The 20,949-nt window shown below is 58.4% G+C and carries 19 protein-coding genes; all 19 read left to right on the top strand.

Annotated elements, in window-relative coordinates; translation table 11 throughout:
* Positions 1–20 precede the first annotated feature (20 nt).
* The 19 genes from KJB29_RS02885 (at position 21) to KJB29_RS02795 (ending at position 20,862) form a co-directional block, all read left to right on the top strand.
* On the top strand, positions 21–494 hold the full coding sequence (locus KJB29_RS02885; RefSeq protein ID WP_215733287.1) for a hypothetical protein: 474 nt from the start codon (positions 21–23) through the stop codon (positions 492–494).
* 24 nt (positions 495–518) lie between these two features.
* Positions 519–815 carry a coiled-coil domain-containing protein gene (locus KJB29_RS02880; RefSeq protein ID WP_215733286.1) on the top strand — a complete coding sequence of 99 codons (297 nt, stop codon included), beginning with the start codon at positions 519–521 and terminating at the stop codon, positions 813–815.
* Positions 816–875: 60 nt separating this feature from the next.
* Positions 876–1,793, top strand: a complete 918-nt coding sequence (locus KJB29_RS02875) for a GerMN domain-containing protein (RefSeq protein WP_215733285.1) — start codon at positions 876–878, stop codon at positions 1,791–1,793.
* 25 nt (positions 1,794–1,818) lie between these two features.
* Positions 1,819–2,241 (top strand): cytochrome c, encoded by a 423-nt coding sequence (locus KJB29_RS02870; protein ID WP_215733284.1) that lies wholly within the window; start codon positions 1,819–1,821, stop codon positions 2,239–2,241.
* Positions 2,242–2,278: 37 nt separating this feature from the next.
* Positions 2,279–2,926 carry a YHS domain-containing protein gene (locus KJB29_RS02865; RefSeq protein WP_215733283.1) on the top strand — a complete coding sequence of 216 codons (648 nt, stop codon included), beginning with the start codon at positions 2,279–2,281 and terminating at the stop codon, positions 2,924–2,926.
* 585 nt (positions 2,927–3,511) lie between these two features.
* The gene (locus KJB29_RS02860; protein ID WP_215733282.1) at positions 3,512–4,090 is read left to right on the top strand and encodes a recombinase family protein; all 579 of its coding nucleotides are present in this window, start codon (positions 3,512–3,514) and stop codon (positions 4,088–4,090) included.
* Positions 4,091–4,186: 96 nt separating this feature from the next.
* Positions 4,187–7,111 (top strand): Tn3 family transposase, encoded by a 2,925-nt coding sequence (locus tag KJB29_RS02855; protein ID WP_215733281.1) that lies wholly within the window; start codon positions 4,187–4,189, stop codon positions 7,109–7,111.
* A gap of 60 nt (positions 7,112–7,171) precedes the next feature.
* Positions 7,172–8,080 (top strand): sigma-54 interaction domain-containing protein, encoded by a 909-nt coding sequence (locus KJB29_RS19655; protein ID WP_425514103.1) that lies wholly within the window; start codon positions 7,172–7,174, stop codon positions 8,078–8,080.
* 380 nt (positions 8,081–8,460) lie between these two features.
* Complete coding sequence (locus KJB29_RS02845) at positions 8,461–9,249, top strand: acyl-CoA dehydratase activase (protein WP_215733280.1); 789 nt, start codon at positions 8,461–8,463, stop codon at positions 9,247–9,249.
* A 43-nt stretch (positions 9,250–9,292) separates the two neighbouring features.
* On the top strand, positions 9,293–10,540 hold the full coding sequence (locus KJB29_RS02840; RefSeq protein WP_215733279.1) for a 2-hydroxyacyl-CoA dehydratase subunit D: 1,248 nt from the start codon (positions 9,293–9,295) through the stop codon (positions 10,538–10,540).
* 2 nt (positions 10,541–10,542) lie between these two features.
* Positions 10,543–12,630 carry an acetate--CoA ligase family protein gene (locus tag KJB29_RS02835; RefSeq protein ID WP_215733278.1) on the top strand — a complete coding sequence of 696 codons (2,088 nt, stop codon included), beginning with the start codon at positions 10,543–10,545 and terminating at the stop codon, positions 12,628–12,630.
* A gap of 44 nt (positions 12,631–12,674) precedes the next feature.
* A complete protein-coding gene (locus tag KJB29_RS02830; RefSeq protein WP_215733277.1) occupies positions 12,675–13,865 on the top strand; it encodes a thiolase family protein in 1,191 nt (396 codons plus the stop codon).
* A gap of 31 nt (positions 13,866–13,896) precedes the next feature.
* Positions 13,897–14,679 (top strand): enoyl-CoA hydratase/isomerase family protein, encoded by a 783-nt coding sequence (locus KJB29_RS02825; RefSeq protein ID WP_215733276.1) that lies wholly within the window; start codon positions 13,897–13,899, stop codon positions 14,677–14,679.
* A 33-nt stretch (positions 14,680–14,712) separates the two neighbouring features.
* A complete protein-coding gene (locus tag KJB29_RS02820; RefSeq protein WP_215733275.1) occupies positions 14,713–15,579 on the top strand; it encodes a 3-hydroxyacyl-CoA dehydrogenase family protein in 867 nt (288 codons plus the stop codon).
* A 35-nt stretch (positions 15,580–15,614) separates the two neighbouring features.
* Positions 15,615–16,958 carry an acetyl-CoA hydrolase/transferase family protein gene (locus KJB29_RS02815; RefSeq protein WP_215733274.1) on the top strand — a complete coding sequence of 448 codons (1,344 nt, stop codon included), beginning with the start codon at positions 15,615–15,617 and terminating at the stop codon, positions 16,956–16,958.
* 90 nt (positions 16,959–17,048) lie between these two features.
* Positions 17,049–18,794 (top strand): indolepyruvate ferredoxin oxidoreductase subunit alpha, encoded by a 1,746-nt coding sequence (gene iorA / locus KJB29_RS02810; RefSeq protein ID WP_215733273.1) that lies wholly within the window; start codon positions 17,049–17,051, stop codon positions 18,792–18,794.
* A 15-nt stretch (positions 18,795–18,809) separates the two neighbouring features.
* A complete protein-coding gene (locus KJB29_RS02805; protein WP_215733272.1) occupies positions 18,810–19,385 on the top strand; it encodes an indolepyruvate oxidoreductase subunit beta in 576 nt (191 codons plus the stop codon).
* A gap of 46 nt (positions 19,386–19,431) precedes the next feature.
* Positions 19,432–19,884, top strand: a complete 453-nt coding sequence (locus KJB29_RS02800; RefSeq protein WP_215733271.1) for an ACT domain-containing protein — start codon at positions 19,432–19,434, stop codon at positions 19,882–19,884.
* Between the two features lie 36 nt (positions 19,885–19,920).
* Complete coding sequence (locus tag KJB29_RS02795) at positions 19,921–20,862, top strand: ketopantoate reductase family protein (RefSeq protein WP_215733270.1); 942 nt, start codon at positions 19,921–19,923, stop codon at positions 20,860–20,862.
* The last annotated feature ends 87 nt before the right edge of the window (positions 20,863–20,949 follow it).

Here is a 20,949-nt window from a genome sequence, read left to right as displayed (position 1 = left end):
CCATCAAAAGGAGAAACATCATGAAAAAACTCGCAGTCATCATCGCCGTCGCAACGTTCGCCCTCTCGGCCCCCCTCACCGTCCTTGCCGCCGACCATGGCCACGGCTCCATGAAGATGGACCACGGCAAGCATGGGGGAGACGTCGCCCACGAGGAGGTGGTGGACGGGGTAAAAGCCACCTTTAAGGTCATGAGCATGAAAGAGCACATGAAGGCCATGAAGATGGAGATGCCCAAGGAGATGAAGGAATCCCACCATGTCGCCGTCGAGTTCAATGATGCGAAGTCAGGCAAGGCGCTGACGGAGGGAGAAGTGAAGGTGAAGGTGCAGGGTCCCGACAAATCAGAGCAGGTCAAGGACCTGATGGGAATGCAAGGGCACTTCGGCGCTGACTTCGATCTGGCAAAAAAGGGGAAATACGGGGTCATGGCCAAGTTCAAGCTGGCCGACGGCAAGGTGCGGAGCGCGAAGTTCTGGTACGTGGTGAAGTAACATAACGCACTGAAGGAGACGGACATGAAAAAGATGCTGGCAGCACTCATGGCAGTAACGCTACTCTCTGGAGTTCCGGTCTATGCAATGGAGCACGGTGCATCCCACGGTCAGACAGCCGAACAGTGCCTTAAGGAGTGCGAAATGCTCCTGAAGAACTGCGGCCAGGAGGTGGATAGCATTCAGCAGCGAATCGGCAAGCTCCAGACTGAAATCAGGGAAAAGGGAGCAGATAAATATACTCTTGAGGAGCTCAAGACCCTTGAAAAGAAACTGAAGGAAGCCAACGAGACGCTGAGAATCCTAAACAGGCCGCGTTAAGCCGGCACAGGGGGGCGGCCGGCTGTCGGTCGCCCCTTTGCTTATTATCTGGAGAGCAGTATGAAAACGGTTCGCTTGCTGTTGATGGCAATGGTTGGGCTCATCGCCTTGATTGCATGTACGAAGGAGCAGAAAACTGCGCCGGCAAAGCAGATCCGGATTTCTGCAACCTCGGCGTATGAGAAATATTTCGGCCCTGCTCCGACAACCGACAAGGGGACCTGCTACGCCTTCGTCATCTATTTTCCTTCGGCAAAGGAGCGGGGCAAGGTGGTTCCCTTTCCGTTCTTCACCTTCGACAAGGAAAGCATCAGGAAGGTTGCGTTGGAGCGACTTCTCGGCGGCATGGACGTAGGGAGCTACAAGGGTGAATTCCTCCAGCCATTTGCCCCCGGCACCCACATCCTCGGCATTGTCGAGCAGGCTGGCGTCGTAACCGTAAACTTCAGCAAGGAAATCCTTGACTCAAAAGCCGATGCTGCAGTTGAAAGAGCCATGCTTGATGCAATTGTCCTCACGCTTTCCCAGTTCGGCATGGTCAGGGACGTGCGGGTGCAGATCGAAGGAAAAGAGAGCGGCTCCGTGGATGGCAAGGATGCTGGGAAATTCCTGGGACATGGTGGCCTGGAACATCAACCGCTAAAGCCGGACGAAAGTGCTATTCTGCCCCTCTCCCCACCCAGGCTTCTGAGCGTCACCGCCATGAAGGACAAGGGGGCAACAGAGGTCGAAGAGGTGAACGTCTTCTTCGACCGGCCGGTGGAGATCAACCAATTGAGCCTTGCCGACGGAAGCGGAAAACCTTTCGAAGGCGAGGTCTACCACTCGGTCTTCGACATGGCTGCGGTCCTGAAGCCGAGGGAGCCTTCTCTGTTCAAGGCGGGAATGCCGGTAAAGGTTCACTGGAAGGTGATCGACAAGCTTGGCCGCGCCGCTGAAGGGACCGGGGAATTTGCGCTTGAAGTGAAGGAGCACTGAAACGGTTTGGGAAAGGAAATGAACGATGAAGAAGACAACATTACTTATGGTCTGTGCGCTTGCCATGATCCACGGCGGCGCTTTTGCCCACGGAGTGGAAAAGCACGGAAAAAATCACAGTGATGCCCAGATGGACAGGTTCCATAAGATGATGCCCATGTATGCCCAGGCCCAGGTAAAGATCAACGGTGCCCTACAAAAAGGGGATGCCGCTACGGTCGAGTCAGAGGCCGAAAAGATACTGGCTACCATACCTGACCTGAAGAAAGCGAAGCCCCACAAGAACCTGGAGAAAATCAGCACATTCAAAAAAATTGCTGCTGCCTTCGGTTCGGAGGTAACGGCTACGGCGGCCTTGGCGAAAAAAGGTGATCTTACTGGCGCCAGTGCCGCCTTCAAGAAGGCCGAAGGGAAGTGCAACGAGTGCCACGCCGAGTTTCGGGACTGACGCGACTTGACGGTCATCGGGCCAGGGAGGAACCATCATGGCAGAGACCAAACAGCTATCGGAGCAGATTCGCAAGCGCCTCGACAGACACCGGGACGAACTTGCGGAGAGACAGAAGCAGATCGACAGCACGATGAAGGAGATGCTGGATCAACGGGAGCGGTTTGCCACGGCCGCTCATCGCCTCCTGGAATCCGTGGTCCATCCCAGGATGGTGGAGTTGTCGCGCCAGTTCGACAACGCGGTCGTTTCCGACCGGCATTCCGGTACCGATTTCCACTGCTCCTGCGACTTTTCCCACACACCACGCTTCCCAGCCACTGTAACTCTCGACATCGGCCTGTTTCCAGGTGAGAAGGGTGAAGGGGTGACGGTCCGCACCACTCTGGACATACTTCCCACGCTGATGGAGTACAAACGGAACGACGAGACGACCCTTCCGCTTGAAGGTTCCGATGAAGCGGTTGGCCGGTGGGTGGAAGAAAAGATCCTCGAATTCGTCGATACCTACCTGCGGCTGGAAACCCATCCTCTCTATCAGAAAGACTATATCGTCGTGGACCTGGTCTGCGGAATGCCGATATCGGCAACCGCCGCCCCGTGCAGGATAGAACTGCACGGCCGTGCGCTCTATTTCTGCTCGGAACACTGCAAGGACGCCTATCTGAAGGAGAAAGACGCCTAGCCTTGGCACTGCTCCCCAAATGCATGTTTATTGCATGCAGAAACAGTAGGATGACCGCCTAATGTATTGGATGGTTATGGCGGAATACTCGTGGTGCACTCTTGCTGGCCTGGTTATCTTTTCAGCATAACGCTAAAAGGATAATTTTAGCAAGGCTGACACAATTGCGACTGGAAACACAACTGCGACTGGCTGAAGTTCCAAATCATGGTTCCCATTGCTTAACCTTTCAGAGTATAAACAGACTGAGTCCCGTGACTTTCCGTCCCCCGGTCGCCCGGGGTTTGGCTTTATAATTTGTTGAATTTTATCACGGGCGCAAATACGCAGATGCCCTTCGAACCTTGGACAATTATGTCCAGAGCCTTAGGAGAAGAATCAACTTCTTCCGCAGTAAGTTCCACGAGGAGGCCGTCAAGCTGATCCTCGCATCAAAATTTTGATGTGTGTCAGGTTAATGTATACCCTAACCTGATGTCAGACTACCCTTGCAAATTGCGTCAGAATAGAGTCCTGTTTTCTTTTTGTTGACATTTATTGCATCTCCTCCTAGACTTCATCCTGACAGTTTTCGGGAGAATGCCCATGAGCGGACAAAATATTGGCTACATCCGGGTAAGCACCTTTGAACAGAATACGGATCGTCAGCTTGAAGGGATGAAATTAGACAAGGTCTTCATAGACAAAGCTTCCGGCAAGGATACTCGCCGGCCGGAACTCGAGGCTTTAATGCAGTTTACCCGCGGCGGCGATACCGTCTTCGTGCACAGCATGGATCGGCTGGCCCGCAATCTCGACGACTTAAGGCGGATTGTACAAACCCTCACTGGCCGGGGCGTCCGTATTCAGTTCGTTAAGGAAAGCCTTTGCTTCACCGGCGACGATTCACCAATGGCCAATCTGTTGTTGTCGGTCATGGGGGCTTTTGCTGAATTTGAACGGGCCTTGATTCGTGAGAGGCAACTGGAGGGGATTGCCTTGGCTAAGCAGAAGGGCGTTTATAAAGGCAGAAAACGTACCCTGACAGTCGGGCAAGTCGCCTCGATCCGCGAGAGGGTGGCAGCCGGCGAGAAAAAAGCCCAGATTGCCCGCGAGTTCGGGATCAGCCGGGAAACCCTGTACCAATATTTAAAGTCGGTAGGAAACAATAATCCCACACTGTAGCCGGTTAACTCCTGTCGAACGTGTTTCAGCTTTCCCCGATCATTGAGGCGGGGGCATGCAGCATTAGTATATTCGTAATCCTATCGGGGTGTGTAAGTGAAACGCTGGGACGAAGAGGAATTAGAGCTGCATTGGGGGCTGCTGCCCCACGAACTGAAGCTCTTGAGGAATAAAACCGGAGCCACGCGGTTGGGCTTTGCCGTCCTGCTGAAGTTCTTTCAATTGGAAGGGCGGTTCCCAGAAGATCCCGGCGAAGTTCATTGGGCTGCCATTAAGTATATGGCCGACCAGCTCAAAATCACCAATGCGGTGTGGTGGGATTACAAATGGGAAGGGAGGACCATCAAGTACCACCGGGCCGAGATCCGCGAGTGGCTGGGGTTTCGCGAGTCGACTCGTGAGGATGTCGAGGCCCTGGAGGCATGGTTGATCCAAGAGGTTCTGGATCAGGAGCACCGTATGGACCGACTCCGGGAAGCTGTTCTGGAGCGCTGCCGGACGCTCCTCATCGAACCTCCGGCCGAAGAACAGATCCGCCGGCTGCTCCGTTCCTCCCTCCAAAAGCATGAAACCCACTTCTGCGAGAGCCTGTTCAAAAGACTGGACCCCGCGACGTTGGGCCGCCTCGACACCCTCCTTCATCTTCATTCTTCGGGCGAAGACGGAGCGGAGTTGACGGTTTGGCAGACACTCAAAGCCGAACCTGGCAAAGCCGGGCTGGAAAGCGTGAAGGAGGCTGCCTTGCGGCTGAACCTTGTACGCGAGGTCGGGCTTTCGGATGACCTGTTCAAGGGAGTGCCGCCAAGACTTCTGGAGCGCTACGTCAAACGGGCTGCCGTTGAGGAACCCTTCGAGCTACGCCGCCATGCTGGACCACTGCGGGCTACCCTCTTGACGGCCTTTCTCCAGCGCCGGAGCGAGGATCTCACCGATCACTTGGTGGACCTTCTGGTGGAAACTGTCCACAAAATGGGGAAGAAGGCAGAACGTCGAATCGACGATGGGCTGGGTGAAGTACTCCAGAAAGCACCCAGCAAGATGGTGAAGCTGTATCGGATGGCCAAAGCCTCCGTTGACGCTCCAAAGGGTGTCGTGGAGGAGGTAATCTTTCCCGCGGTACCCGAGAAATGGCTTCTCACCTTAATTCGGGAGGTCGAGGCGGGGGCTGGCTATAGAGGTAAGGTCCGGACTGCCTTGCAGCGATCCTATCGGGCGCACTACCGCCGGATGCTGCCTGACCTGCTGAACAATCTGGAATTCAGATGCACCAATACCCACCATCAGCCGGTGATGCAAGCTCTGGAGGTACTAAAGGCCAACTTTACGCGTAAGGGCCCCTCCTACCCAAAGGAGATCCAGGTTCCTTTGAAGGGTGTCGTTTCATCGGCTTGGATGCCGTTGGTTGTGGAAGAGGAGGGTGACCCTCCCAAAATCAACCGGATCGCCTACGAGATCTGTGTCCTGAAGGCACTCCGAGAGCAGCTCCGTTGCCGGGAAATCTGGGTTGTCGGGAGTCGCCGTTACCGGGACCCGGAGGAGGACTTGCCTCAAGACTTTGAGGAACGGAAAACGGCCTACTACGAGGACCTCGGCGTCCCGCTGGACGCGAAGGTCTTTACGGCTTCGCTCCGGGAGGAAATGACCCGGCACCTGAAGGCGTTGGACAATGAGATGCCCTCCAATCCCAAGGTGAAGATCATTTCCAAGAAAGACGGTTTTCGGATCTCGATCTCCCCCTCCGAGCCCCAGGCGGAACCGGAAAACCTGACGACGCTCAAACGAGAGGTTATCCAGCGGTGGTCTGGGACAAGTTTGCTGGATGTGCTCAAGGAGACGGACCTGCGGGTGAATTTCACGCAGTGCCTCCGGAGTGGGACCGAGCGTTTCCACATGGATAAGGCAACCCTTCAGCGAAGGCTTCTGCTCTGTCTGTTCGGGCTGGGTACCAACACCGGCATCAAAAGTATGGCAATCGAGCGAGAGGACGATTACAAGGATCTGTATTATGTCCGGCGGCGTTTCCTCTCCATCGAAGGTCTGCGCCAGGCTATCGCACGGGTGGTGAACGCCACGCTTGCAGTGCGATTGCCACAGGTCTGGGGCGAGGCCACGACCGCCTGCGCCTCGGACTCCAAGCAATTCGGGGCCTGGGACCAGAACCTCCTCACCGAATGGCACCTTCGTTACGGTGGGCGTGGCGTGATGGTCTACTGGCATGTTGAAAAAAATGCCGCATGCATCTACTCCCAGTTTAAGCGGGTTTCATCTTCAGAGGCCGCCGCCATGATCGAAGGTGTACTGCGACATTGCACGGAGATGGAGGTGGACCGGCAGTATGTTGACAGTCACGGCCAGAGCACGGTTGCCTTCGCCTTTTGCCGCCTGCTGGGCTTTGAACTCATGCCGCGCTTGAAAGGGATAAGCCGGCAGAAACTCCATAAAACAGAGACGGGCCAGACCTTTCCGAACCTGGATCCGGTGGCGGCTTCACGGACGATCAACTGGGAGCTGATTGAGCAACAACTCGACGTCATGGTGAAGCACGCGGCTGCGCTAAAACTTGGTATGGCCGATGCGGAGAGCCTCCTGCGCCGCTTCACACGAAATAACGCACAGCACCCGGCCTACAAGGCTTTTGCGGAACTAGGCAAAGTTATCAAGACTATTTTTCTCTGTCGGTACCTGGGGTCTGAGGAGTTGCGGCGGGAGATCCACGAAGGCCTCAACGTGGTGGAGAGCTGGAACAGCACCAACGGGTTTATCTTTTATGGTAATGGCGCTGAACTGGCCACTAATCGGCGGGAAAACCAGGAAATGGGTCTGCTCTGCCTGCACTTACTCCAGGCGAGCCTCGTGTACGTAAATACACTGATGATCCAACGAGTGCTCGAGAATCCGGAGTGGTCAGAACGTGTAACAGCCCGAGACTTGGCGGCACTGAGCCCGCTCTTGACCCAGCACATCAATCCATATGGGCGTTTCGAACTGGATATGGATGCTCGGCTAGCGCTTGACGGCTGACCTCCATTGCCACTTTGCCCCTGGTAGTGCAAATGTTGGGATTACCCCAAATCCGAAGCCATCGGCAATGTCCTCCTCCAGATCAAGCAGGTGGCTGCTACCGATGCGACGGTGCTTATCCTTGGTGAAACAGGTTCTGGCAAGGAGCTTATTGCCCGGGCCATCCACAATGCCAGTGCCCGCAAGGCGCGGGCCATGATCAAGGTGAATTGCGCCGCATTGCCCGCAGCACTTATTGAGGCAGAACTGTTCGGACATGAAAAAGGGGCCTATACCGGCGCAGTATCCACTCAGATCGGTCGATTCGAGGCTGCCAATGGTTCAACCATTTTCCTTGATGAAATCGGTGAACTCCCCTTGGAACTCCAATCCAAGCTGCTGCGGGTCATTCAGGAAGGTCAATTCGAGCGGCTGGGCAATCCGAAGCCGATCAAGGTAGACGTAAGGGTGGTTGCTGCAACCAACAAGAACCTTGCTCAGGCCGTCAAAGATGGCAGCTTCCGCGAAGATCTCTACTACCGGCTCAATGTGTTCCCCATTTCAGTGCCGCCATTGCGTGACCGGCGGGAGGACATTCCGCTGCTCGTGTGGGCTATGGTTGAAGAGTTCAGTAAAGTTTTCGGCAAAACCATCGAACGCATTCCCCGGAAGAACATGGAGGCCATGGAGCGATATCGGTGGCCCGGGAACATACGGGAATTAAGAAATCTGGTGGAAAGGGCCATGATCCTGAACAGTGGCGCCACGCTGGTGGTGGATATTCAGGATGGTTCCGCCGTGGCCGCCGACGAACCCCTGACCATGGAGGGGGTTGAGCGGATGCACATTTACTCTGTCCTGGAAAAAACCGGCTGGCGCATCCGGGGCGCAAACGGAGCGGCCGAGATTCTTGGCCTGAAACCGACCACCCTCAACTCAAGGATGAAAAAGTTGGGTATAAAGAGAAAATCTCCACCTGAACACACGTAATTGACAGAAAAAAGCAGGGCCCCGTTTTTTGCTTTTCCGCCTGTCGACGAAATATCGCCTCTCCGACGAAATATCGCCCCCCTTCGCTCCCTCCCTCGCCACACCCTTCGATGATGCTTTAATTAGGCAATTTCCGCCCCTTTTCCCTGGCTGCCCTGGCGCTTGAGTCAGAAAATTTACCGGCGTCTTGCCGACGATATATCGTCGGCTTTTTTGCGTGCCAAAACGATGTATTTTGTCTAATGTGACATATTATTTTTATATATCAGTGTATTACACATGTTTCAAGGATCGATGTTTGGCTGGGCACAGCATCTGCAAAACATTATTTTATATTGACGATGGCATTGCCTGCACTCTTCGGATGAGGAAATCACGGAATGACTGACCCTGTTTTTGTCGGCCTGGACATAGGAGCATCAAGGACCAAGGTCGCCATCATTGATAACAACGGCACGTTGCTGGGCCACGCCGTCAAGAAGTCCGGAACAGACTTTTCGAGGACAGCCGCTGACTGTCTCGACATATCCCTGGAGATGGCCGGGGCAACCCGCGCCCATGTGACACGAGCCGTTTCCACCGGCTACGGCAGAGCCAATGTCCCTTTTGTCACCGAAACGAGCAAGACCGAAATCGGCTGCCTGGCCAGGGGATGCAGCCATTACTTTCCCGGCGAGATTTCCATCATCGATATCGGTGGCCAGGACAACAAGATCATCAAGCTGGACAGTGCCGGCAGGCGCAGCAGCTTCAAGATGAACCGCAAGTGCGCCGCCGGCACCGGCGCCTTTCTCGAAGAGATGGCCGGCCGTCTCGACCTTCCCCTGGAAGGGATGGACGACTTGGCCCGCCAGTCCGAGGAGATGGTCAAACTTGGCAGTTACTGCACGGTTTTTTCCGGCACGGAAGTCCTCGAGAGTATCCGGCAGGGCAAAAAGGTGGCCGACATCGTCAAGGGGATCTTCTACTCGGTGATCAAAAGGGTGCTGGAGATGGATTCCCTCACAGACCGTGTAGTCATGACCGGCGGCGTGGCGGCCCATAACCCCTATATCGTCCGGATGGCGAAAGAGATGATCGGGCGACCGGTCATGCTTCCGGAGTTTCCCCAGTTGACCGGCGCCATCGGCGCAGCCCTCTACGCCTTAGCAGGAGAAGGCAAGGACTAAGGGTTTGGCCAGCAGATCCCCGGTACTTCCCAAGGAGAGATAGATGAAAACCGACGTCAAGCCAGTGCGCAAGAAAATCGAGGCAACCGACCTGATGAACAGGATCATGGCCGACTATTTTTTCGGCCTGAACGAGGCGGCCTCCACCGGCAGACAGAAGGTTGCCTGGTGTACCAGCGTGGGGCCGGCGGAACTTCTGAGGGCCATGGGGTTTGCCGTGCATTTCCCCGAGAACCATGCCGCGATGCTCGGTGCGACACGACTGTCCACCGATCTGATCCCGGAGTCTAACGCCATCGGCTACTCCCCCGATATCTGCTCCTACCTGACCTCCGATATCGGCGCCTATCTGAAAGGGGTCACCCCCCTGTCAAAGACCTATCCGGGTATAGAATCCGTCCCCAGACCCGATGTCCTCGTCTACAACACCAATCAGTGCCGAGACGTGCAGGACTGGTTCGCCTGGTACGCCAGGGAGCTGAACGTCCCCTGCATCGGCATAACCTCGCCAAAGAACATCGACGTGGTCAGTGATGCCCATATCGAGGATGTGACGCGGCAGATGGAAGCCCTGATCCCGACGCTGGAGGAGATCGCCGGGAGCCGGCTCGACATGGACCGGCTTCGGGAAGTGGTGGTCCTCTCCCGGGAGTGCACCGATCTGTGGAAGCAGGTTCTGGAGACGGCCATGGCTCTCCCGGCTCCCCTGACCTTCTTTGACGGCACCATCCACATGGGGCCGGCGGTGGTACTGCGCGGCACCCGGGAAGCCGTGGACTATTACCGGGTCCTCCTGGCCGAACTGCACCAGAGGGTGGCGGAAGGGGCGGGGGCCGTGGAGGGGGAAGGCTACCGCATCTATTGGGATGGGATGCCGGTCTGGGGGCGCCTGCGGCAGCATTCGGAGCTTTTTGCCGGACTCGGGGCAAACGTGGTCGCCTCCACCTACTGCAGCAGCTGGATATTTCCCTCCTTTGACGAGAGCACCCCCTTGAGGAGCATGGCCAAGGCCTACCTGGAGCTCTTCATCGTCCGCTCCGACGCCTACAAGGAGCGCTACATCCGGGAGATGCTTGAGAAGTTCCGGATCGACGGAATCATCTACCACGACGCCAAGACCTGTCCCTGCAACTCCAACAGCCGTTACGGCATGCCGCAACGGCTCGGGAAAACGACTGGGATCCCCCATCTGGTTATCTCCGGCGATCTTAACGACATGCGCTGTGTTTCCGACGAGCAGACCAAAACCAATGTTGAAGCCTTTATCGAACAACTTGAGGAGGGAAAATAGCCATGCTGGACTCACTTTTCAAACCCCGGGCCGTTGCCATTGTCGGCGCTTCCACCAAAGAACTCTCCATCGGCAACGTCATCATCCGCAACCTGCAGAAGTATGGCTACAAGGGGAAAATCTACCCTCTGAATCCCAGCGCTTCGGAAGTGTGCGGCCTCAGGGCCTATAAAACCCTGGACGAGATCCCCGACCAGGTGGATCTTGCCCACGTCATCATCCCGAGCAAGTTCGTGCCCCAGACCATAGAGGATTGCGGCAAAAAGGGGATCAAGGCGGTCATTATCAACTCGGCCGGCTTCAGCGAACTGGGTGAAGAGGGGGCGCGGCTCCAGGAAGATTTTCTCCGCCGGGGCAAAGAGTTCGGGGTGCGGGTCTTTGGTCCCAACTGCCAGGGGATCATCAACTCGGATCCCGAACTGAAGGCCTACTGCAACTTCACCTTCACCTACCCGGATCCCGGCTACGTGTCGGTTGTGGCCCTGAGCGGCGGCGTCGGCGCCCTGATCATGCAGGCGCTGGCGGATCTCGGCGTGGGCCAGCGGCTCTATGCCTCCAATGGCAATGCCTGCGACATCTCCATCCCCGAAATCGTCCGCTACTACGGCGAGGACGAGGGGACCAAGGCAGTAATCCTCTACACCGAAGGATTCTCCAACCCCGGTGAATTCCTCGAAGCCGCCCGGGAGGTCACGGCCAGGAAACCGATCCTGGCCATGAAGGCCGGTCGCACCGAGCAGGGTGCCAAGGCAGCTTCCTCCCATACCGGTTCCCTGGCAGGGGTGGACATTGCCACGGAACTCATCTTCGAAAAGACCGGCATCCTCTCCTTCACCGACGAGGGGGAAATGGCCCGGGCAGCCATGGCCTTCGCCACCCAGCCGATCCCCAGGGGAAACCACGTCGGCATCATTACGAACACCGGCGGGCCGGCCGTCATCGCCACCGACGTCCTGGTCTCCTGCGGGCTGGATGTGCCGAAGCTTTCGGAAAAGAGCATCGAGACGCTGAAGGAGAGCCAGCTTCCCGAGGCCGCCCTGGAAAATCCCATCGATGTCGTTGCCACGGCCGGCGGCTCCCAGTTCCGCGGCGCCCTGGATGTGCTCCTTGAGGAGGACGGGGTCGACAGCATCTTCATCAATTTCGTCACGGCCCCCTTCACCGACACCCACGAGGTCGCCCGCCAGATTGTGGAGGTCAACCGTCTGGCAAAAAAACCCATTGTCTGCAACTTCATGACTGACCTGAGCCAGGAGCGGTTCCAGATCACCAGGGACATCCTCAAGCAAGGCGGCGTACCCATCTACGCCAACCCCAGCGACGCGGCCAAAGCCCTGGGCGCCCTCGTCAAGTATGGCTCCCTGAAGCGGCGTGACATCGGCCAGCCCGACACTTTCGGCGATGTGGATGCGGCAAAGGCGCGATCGATCATCGAGCAGGCGCGGCAAGAAGGGCGCAGTGTCCTCTCTGCCACCGACGTCTACACGATCTTCGACGCCTACGGCATTCCCGTGGCGCGCTGGCGGGTGGTGCCCAACGCCGCTGAAGCGGTCGCCGCCGCGGAAACGATCGGTTACCCGGTGGTGGTCAAAGTTGACTGCGAGGAGATCGATCACAAGAGCGACATGGGGGGCGTTGCCATAAATCTCAAGGATGCCGCTGCCGTGCGCGCGGCGGTCGAGGACATGGAAAGCCGCCTGGGGAGTTTCGGCACGCTGCGTTTCTTCGTGCAGAAGTTCCTCCCCGGCGGCAGGGAGTTGATCATCGGCGCCACGGCCGAGCGGGAACTGGGACACCTGGTGATGTTCGGCCTGGGCGGGATCTACGTGGAGGTACTCAAGGACGTGGCGTTCAAGATCGCCCCGGTGACCAAGGTGGAGGCAGGCGAGATGCTCTCCTCCATCAAGACTGCGGCACTCCTGGACGGGGTCCGGGGTGAGAAGGGGGTCGACAAGGAAGGGATCGCCAACCTGATCCAGCGGGTCTCCCAGCTCCTGACCGACCTGCCGATGATCCAGGAAATGGACATGAACCCGATCATGGCCTTCAGTGACGGCGTCTACGCCGTGGACGGCAGAATCCGGATCTGAATCGCAAACAGCTGTCATTACCACTACCTACAGGAGGAACAAGCATGCTGAAAAAAGCGTTCATCCCCTACCGCGGCTACTACAGCACCCCTTTTGCCAAATGGCAGGGGAGCCTGGCCAACGAAAATTCAATTGTCCTTGGCGCTGCCACCTCGAAGCGCTTTTTCGAGAGCAAGGGGTGGGACCCGAAGGCCATCGAATATGTTCTCGTCGGCAGCACCGTCTACCAGAAGCAGTGGTTCTACAGCGGCCCCTGGGCCTCGGCCCTGATGGGGGCCGAGGGGGCGCCCGGCATCCTCGTCAGCCAGGCCTGCTCCACCTCCACCTTTTCCGTCTTCCAGGCGGCAATGGGAATTGAAACCGGCCTGTTCGAGAACAGCTGGTGCCTCCAGGCCGACCGGCTGTCCAACGGTCCCCACGCAGTCTGGCCCAATCCGAACGGCCCGGGGGGGCAGCCTGTTGCCGAAGACTGGGTCATGGACAACTTCGGCAAGGACCCGTGGGCCGGCGAGGCGATGATCAAGACCGCCGAGAACGTGGCGAAAGAGTATGGCGTCACCCGCGAGGAGTGCGACGCCATCACCCTGCGGCGTCAGGAGCAGTACCTGGAGGCCCTGGCCAATGACCGGGAGTTCCAGAAGCGGTACATGTTCCCGGTGGAGATACAGCTCTCCAAGAAAAAGACCATTACCCTTGAAGCCGACGAAGGGATCACCACCAGTACCAAAGAAGGGCTGGCGACCCTGAAGCCGGTCCTCCCCGACGGAGTGCATACCTTCGGCGCCCAGACCCATCCGGCCGACGGCAACGCTGGCATCTGCGTCACCACCCGCGACCGGGCCAGGGAGCTGAGCACCAATCCGAGCATTGAAATCCAGGTGGTTTCCTTCGGCTTCGCCCGCACCAAGAAGGCACACATGGCCGCCGCCGTGGCCCCCTCGGCCCAGCAGGCACTGGAGAAGGCCGGCATCACGGCCAAGGACCTGGGGGCGATCAAGACCCATAACCCCTTCGCCGCCAATGATCTGGTAATGGCCAAGGTCATGGGGCTGGATGTGAACGCCATGAACAACTACGGCTCATCTCTCATCTTTGGTCATCCCCAGGCGGCCACCGGCGCCCGGCTGATCGTCGAAGGGATAGAAGAACTGGTCCAGAAAGGAGGGGGTTACCTCCTCTTCTCCGGCTGCGCCGCCGGCGACACCGCCGCCTCCATAGTCCTGAAAGTCAGCTAACCCCGACACCACGAGAAACGGAGATAAACCAATGGCGTACCAATACATCACCCTCACCAAAGACGAACGGGTCTTGACCATTAGCCTCAATCGCCCCCCCACCAACCCGCTCAGCAGCGAGTTCGGCAAAGAGCTGTTCAACGCCTTCAGCGAGGCCGAGCGGATGGACGACGTGACGGTCGTGGTCATTACCAGCGCCCTGGAAAAGGCGTTCATCGCCGGGGCCGACATCAAGGAAATGGCAGCCATGGGCCAGGCGGAATCAGAGGCGTTCTCGAAGCTTTTGCAGGACGCCAACACCATCCTTGAGCGGATGAAGAAGGTGGTGATTGCCGCCATCAACGGCCATGCCCTCGGCGGAGGGTGCGAGCTGGCCATGGCCTGCGACTACCGCTTCATGGCCGCCGGCAAGGCATTGATCGGCCTCCCCGAGGCCGGCCTCGGCATCGTCCCCGGCGCCGGCGGGACCCAGCGGCTGCCGCGCCTCGTGGGCCTTGCCAAAGCCAAGGATATCCTCCTGTGGGGCAAGGTGATGGGGGGTGAAGAGGCCCTTGCCATCGGTCTCGTCGACAGGATCATCCCGGCTGAGTCATTCATGGCCGAGGTTATGGAATTCGCCCGCAGGCTCGCATCGGGCGCGGGCAAGGCGCTCGGCTACATCAAGGCGGCGGTGAACGAAGGGATCGAGCTCCCCATGGAAGAGGCTCTGGCCGTTGAGCGCAAGCACGGCCTGGAGAACCTTCTGACCCACGACGCCCGGGAAGGGCTCACCGCCTTTGGCGAGAAGCGGAAACCGAACTTTTTGAGCAGATAACACCGATTATCCACTACCAAAGGAGAACAGCCGATGAAACTCGACGATATCAAGAGCGTAGGAATGGCAGGAGCAGGCAGCATGGGGGCCGGCATCGCCCAGGTGGCAGCCATGGCAGGCCTGCAGGTGAAAGTGGTGGACGTGAGCGAGGCGGTCTGGGATCGGGCGAAAAAGACCATCATCAAGAGCCTGGAGCGGATCGTCAAGAAGGGGACCATGACTGAAGCCGAGATGGAGGCCGTCCTCGGCAGGATCAGCTTCTCCACGGACGTGGCGAGTCTGAAGGACGTCCCCTTCATCTTCGAGGCGGTTTTCGAGGACATCGACGTCAAGAAGGAGCTGTTCGCCAAGCTGGATGCGGTCTGCGGCGCGGACACCATCTACGCCACCAACACCTCCTCCCTCTCCATCACCGAGATGGCCGCCCTGGTGAAGAACCCGGCCAACTTCGTCGGCATGCACTTCTTCAACCCGGTGCCGATGATGAAGCTGGTGGAGGTGATTCCGGCCCTGCAGACCACCGAGGCCACCAAGAACCTGGCCCTGGAGATGGCGAAAAAAATCGGCAAGACCGCCATCACCTGCAAGGATACCCCCGGCTTCGTGGTGAACCGGCTCTTCGTCCCCTACATCATCGACGCGGTGCGGCTCCTGGAGGAAGGGGTGGCCTCGGCCGAGGATATCGACACCGCCATGAAGCTCGGCTGCAACATGCCCATGGGGCCCCTGGAGTTCCAGGACTTTGCCGGGGTCGATATCGGCTACCACGTCATCAACATCTTCCACGACTACATGAAGCAGGAGCGCTTCGCCGCCCCCGGCCTGCTGCGGAACATGATCAAGGCCGGCTACCTGGGACGCAAGGCCGGCAAAGGCTTCTACGACTACTCGGAACAATAATTCAGCGTTAATTCACGCGAAAAGGAGAACACGTCATGGCCGCAACCATCTGGAAAGAAATCAAGAATTGGCGCGAAATTTACAATTCACGGGTGACGACCGCTGATGAGGCGCTCAAGTCAGTTAATTCCGGTGATCGTCTCTATCTGACGGGGAACGCGTCTGTACCCCTGCAGTTGCTGGAAGCGCTGGTGCGCCGGGCGCCGGAACTCCATGACGTGGAAGTGTCCCAGGTGCTGACCATCTGTCCGCAGGACTACGTTGCCCCCGAGATGCAAGGGCACGTGCGGGTCAATACGATGTTCATCAGCCCCAACGTCCGCCAGGCAGTCAACGATGGACGTGCGGATTTCACACCCGTCCTCCTCTCGGAATTTCCGCTGTTGTTCAAAAACGGCCACCTTCCCCTTGACGTGGCACTCCTCAATGTGTCGCTCCCCGATGAAAACGGCTTCTGCTCCTTGGGGGGAGAAGCGGGTCTCACCATGACGGCCGCGGAATCCGCCAGAATCGTCATTGCCCAGGTAAACAAGAAAATGCCGCGGACGCTGGGGGATACCTTTTTCCACGTCTCCCGCATGACGCACATCGTTGAAGTGGATGCGCCCCTCACCGAACGGCACATGGCCGAAGAGGGTGACCCGGGAATCGTCGAGCAGATCGCCGGGCATATCTCCACCCTCATCCCCGACGGCGCCACCATGCAGCTGGGGATCGGCGCCATCCCCGATGCCGTCCTCAAGCACCTGTTCAGCAAAAAGGACCTGGGGATCCATTCCGAACTGATCTCCGACGGCATCATCGATCTGGTGGAAGCGGGGGTCGTCAACTGTTCCCGCAAGACGCTCCATCCCGGCAAGATCGTCTGCGGTTTCCTCCTGGGGACGAAGCGCCTCTATGACTGGGCCCACAACAACCCCATGATCGAACTGCACCGCACTGAATACGTCAACGACCCCTTCGTGGTCGCGAAAAACGACCGCATGGTCTCGGTGAACGCGGCGATCGAAGTGGATTTCACCGGACAGATCTGCGCCGACAGCATCGGCCCGAGAATGTATTCCGCGGTGGGGGGGCAGATGGACTTCGTCTATGGCGCGTCCCGCTCCAAGGATGGGGTGGCGGTCATCACCATGCCGAGCACCTCAACGCTGAAGGACGGAACCGTGGTCAGCAAGATCACGCCCCTCCTGAAACACGGCGCCGGCGTCGTTACCAGCCGCAACCATGTCCGTTATCTGGTTACGGAGTACGGGGTGGCGGATCTCTATGCCAAGAGCGTCCGTCAGCGCACCCAGTCGCTGATCAACGTGGCCCATCCCCGGTTCCGGGACGAACTGACCGAAAAGGCAAAGGAGCTGAAGTACCTGCCGGCATAATGATCGGGATGGATCTCCCTCCGGCTTGCCGGAGCTGCCCGCGACAACAACTTTGCGTAACTACAGCCAGAACGAGAAGGAATATCGCCTATGAAAAAAATTATCTCCGGCAACGAAGCAATAGCCCTGAGCTTTGAGGACTCGGGCGGTGTCTTTGCCTCCGGTTATCCCGGAACGCCCAGCACCGAGACCCTTGAAGAGGTGGCCCGCCTGGGCAATGTGTACTGCGAATGGGCACCCAATGAAAAGGTCGGCCTCGAATCGGCAATCGGCGCATCCCTTGCCGGGGGCAGATCGTTGGCCACCATGAAGCATGTGGGGGTGAACGTGGCCGCCGATGCGCTCATGACCCTGACCTACACCGGGGTGAACGCCGGCCTGATTCTCATGGCCGCCGATGACCCGGGAATGCATTCGTCCCAGAACGAGCAGGACAGCCGGAATTACGCGAAGTTCGCCAAGATCCCGATGTTGGACCCGGCCGATTCCCAGGAGGCGTACGACTTTGTCCGGGCCGGGTTCGAGATCTCCGAGCAGTTCGACACGCCGGTCATGCTCCGCACCACCACCAGGATCTCCCATGCCAAGGGGATCGTGGAACCGAAGGGGAAAATCGCGCCGAAGGTGGGGGCGTGGGAGAAAAACGTACCCAAGTACGTGATGCTCCCCAACTTCGGCAAGATCAAGCATGTGACGGTCGAAGAGCGCCTGCTCAAGCTGCAGGAATTCGCCGAGACCTCTCCCCTCAACCGGGTGGAGATGGGGGATGCCGACCTCGGCATCGTCACCTCCGGTATTTCCTATCAGCACGTGAAAGAGGCCTTCCCCGCCGCCTCGATCCTCAAGCTCGGCCTGGTTCACCCCCTGCCGGAGAAGAAAATCCGGGAGTTCGCCGCCAAGGTCAAGCGCCTGATGGTCGTCGAGGAGATGGACGCCATCTTCGAGGAGCAAATCCGCGCCATGGGGATACCGGTCCATGTGGGGAAGGACAGGATTTCCCTCTGCGGCGAGGTTAACGCCGACATCATCCGAGCCGCGGCAGGGGCGCCGTTAACGGCTGCGGCCACGGCTCCCGTGGAGAACCTTCCGCAACGCCCCCCCACGTTCTGCCCCGGCTGCGCTCACCGCGGATTGTATTCCATCCTGAGCAAGCTGAAGGTCTACGTTTCCGGCGATATCGGCTGCTATACCCTGGGCGCCCTCCCCCCGTTGAGCGCCATGCATACCTGCATCTGCATGGGGGCAAGCATCAGCGCCGCCCACGGCATGGCCAAAGTCAACGAGATCGCCGGGCGGGCGGAAAAGCCGGTGGCCGTCATCGGCGATTCGACCTTCTTCCATTCAGGGATCACCGGCCTGTTGAGCATGGCCTACAACAACGGCAATGCCCTGGTCATCATCATGGACAACCGCACCACCGGCATGACCGGCGGGCAGGAAAATCCCGGCTCCGGCCAGGTCCTGCAGGGGGAGCCGGCCAAACAGGTAAGCATGGTGGACCTGGTCAAGGTACTCGGGATCGACAATGTCGTCGAGATAAACTCCTATAACCTCGAGGAGACCGAGGTGGCCATCAGGAAAGGGCTGGAAACCCCCGGCCCCTACGTCCTCGTGGACAGGAATCCCTGCATCCTCCGCTACCGGGTGAAAAAGCCCCTGTACACAGTTGCTCAGGACAAATGTACCGGGTGCCGCGCCTGCCTCAAGGCCTCCTGTGTGGCGCTGGGGCTGACCACATCCGGCGAAAAGCCGAAGGTGGGGATCGACCCCAATATCTGCAACGGATGCGGTGTGTGCGCACAGCTCTGTAAATTCGACGCGATGTCAGAAGCCTGAGAACTGGAGGAAATGATGAACGTTTTCAATATCGTTATTGCCGGGGTCGGCGGCCAGGGGGTCCTGATGGCCTCCAAGGTTCTTGCAGAAAGCGCCCTCGCCAGCGGCATGGATGTCAAGCAGAACGAGGTGCACGGCATGGCCCAGCGGGGGGGGAGCGTGATTTCCTTCGTGCGTATCGGGGACAAGGTCTATTCGCCGGTGGTCATGCCGGGGAGCGCCGACATCCTGATTTCCTTCGAGCCACTGGAAGCGTTGCGCTACGTGCACTATCTCAAGCCCGGCGGCATGCTGGTCTACAACAAGGGCACCATAAATCCCAGTACCGTGGCCTCCGGGCTGGCGACCTATCCTTCCGATGTGGAGGAGCAGATCGCCAGAGCATGCGGCGAGGCCCACGGCATTGAGGCGCTGTCCATTGCGCAAAAAGCCGGCAATGCCAAGGCGGTCAACATGGTCATGGTCGGCTCCGTGTTGAAAAAACTCCCCATCAATGCGCAGGTCGTTGAAGGGGTCGTTACGGCGCTCTCCAAGGATAAAGGGGTCGAGGTCAACCTGAAGGCGCTCCGTGGCGGAGGTGCCGCTGCCTGATCATCGCGGGGCGGCCCGTGCCGCCCCGCGCACCGGGGAGGTTCCCATGAAGTTGAAACAGCTTTCCGTATTTCTCGATAACGCCCCGGGCCGTCTCCATGAGGCCACCCAAGCACTGGGCGACGCGGGGATCAACCTGAGGTCCCTCAGCATCTGCGATACCGCCGGGTTCGGCATCCTGCGCATCCTGGTCTCCGATGTGGCCAAGGCCCGTAAGGTGATGATGGAAAAGCAGATTCCCGCCCGTGTTGACGATGTGGTTGCCGTGGAGATCGACGATGTTCCCGGCAGCCTGTCCGGCACGGTCCTGAAGCTGTTTCTGGATAGCCAGATAAACGTGGACTACATGTACGCCTTTGCCGGCACGGGCCCGTCGGCGGGAAAGGCGGTGATGATCTTCCGCTTCAGCGACAATGACCGGGCAATCGGGATCATGCAGGGGAGCAACATCAAGATCCTCGATGCGGAGTCCTTCGGCATGCTTGAAAACCCCAGTTAGTCGTCCGTGGTTCAGACCGGTCGCAAGGAGTCACCTATGGAAACGAGCAACTACAAGCCAACAAAATTTGCCGTGATCGGCGCCGGACCGGTGGGGGCGACCGTGGCCGCCTTTCTCGCCAAGGGGGGGTATGACGTCACCCTCTGCGATGTGATCCCGAGTCTTCTCGAACCGGCCCTGGAACGAGGGATAATCCTGGAAGGGGTCGACAACCTGCAGACCAGGGTGACACGGGTTACCACCAGCGTGGACGATCTCGTCAACGATCCGCCCGATGTCATTGTCGTTACGGTCAAGGCCACGGCGCTGCCCCTGATCGCCTCCGCCCTGGAAGGATTTGTCGCCGAGGGGCGCTACGTCATCAGCTGGCAGAACGGCATCGACACCGAACTGGTGCTGGCGGAGCATCTCGGCCGCAAGAACGTCATGCGGGGGGTTGTCAATTACGGCTGCGTTCCGGTGGGTCCGTGCCATATCCGGATTGCCTTCCATCATCGCCCTCACTTCATCCAGGAACTCGACCCGCAATCCCGGGATGCGGCCGTCGGCATCTGCAACGTCTTCACCGCGTGCGGGCTCGATACGGGGCACACCGACAAGATCACCGACATGGTCTGGCGCAAGTCGGTGATGAACTCGTGCATGAACGCCATTTGCGCGGTCACCCGCAAAACCATGATCGAGATTACCATCGACCCCATGCTCTCCGATCTGGTCGATGCCCTGATCAAGGAGGGGGTTGCCGTGGCCCGGGCCAACGAATTTTCCCTTGGGTCCGACTTTTACCCTTACTGCATCAATTACCTGAAAAACGCCGGAAATCACAAGCCGTCCATGCTTCAGGATCTTGAGGCCGGCCGCAGGACGGAGATCGACTTCATAAACGGCAAAATTATCGAATATGGAGCCCAGGCCGGGATGCCGACGCCGTACAACAACATGATCCGCGGGCTGGTAAAAGCTCTCGAATCCAAATAGGGCTGAAGCCCGGGAATAATGACGAGGAGGTGCGGGTAGTTCCAAGCGGAGAAATGAACGACGTCAACCGTGGATCGTGAATGTTCA

The organism is Geobacter grbiciae, assembly GCF_018531165.1.
Lineage (GTDB): Bacteria > Desulfobacterota > Desulfuromonadia > Geobacterales > Geobacteraceae > Geobacter > Geobacter metallireducens.
The sequence above is the reverse complement of the archived record's forward strand: the minus strand, read 5'-3'. Positions and strand labels throughout refer to the sequence as shown.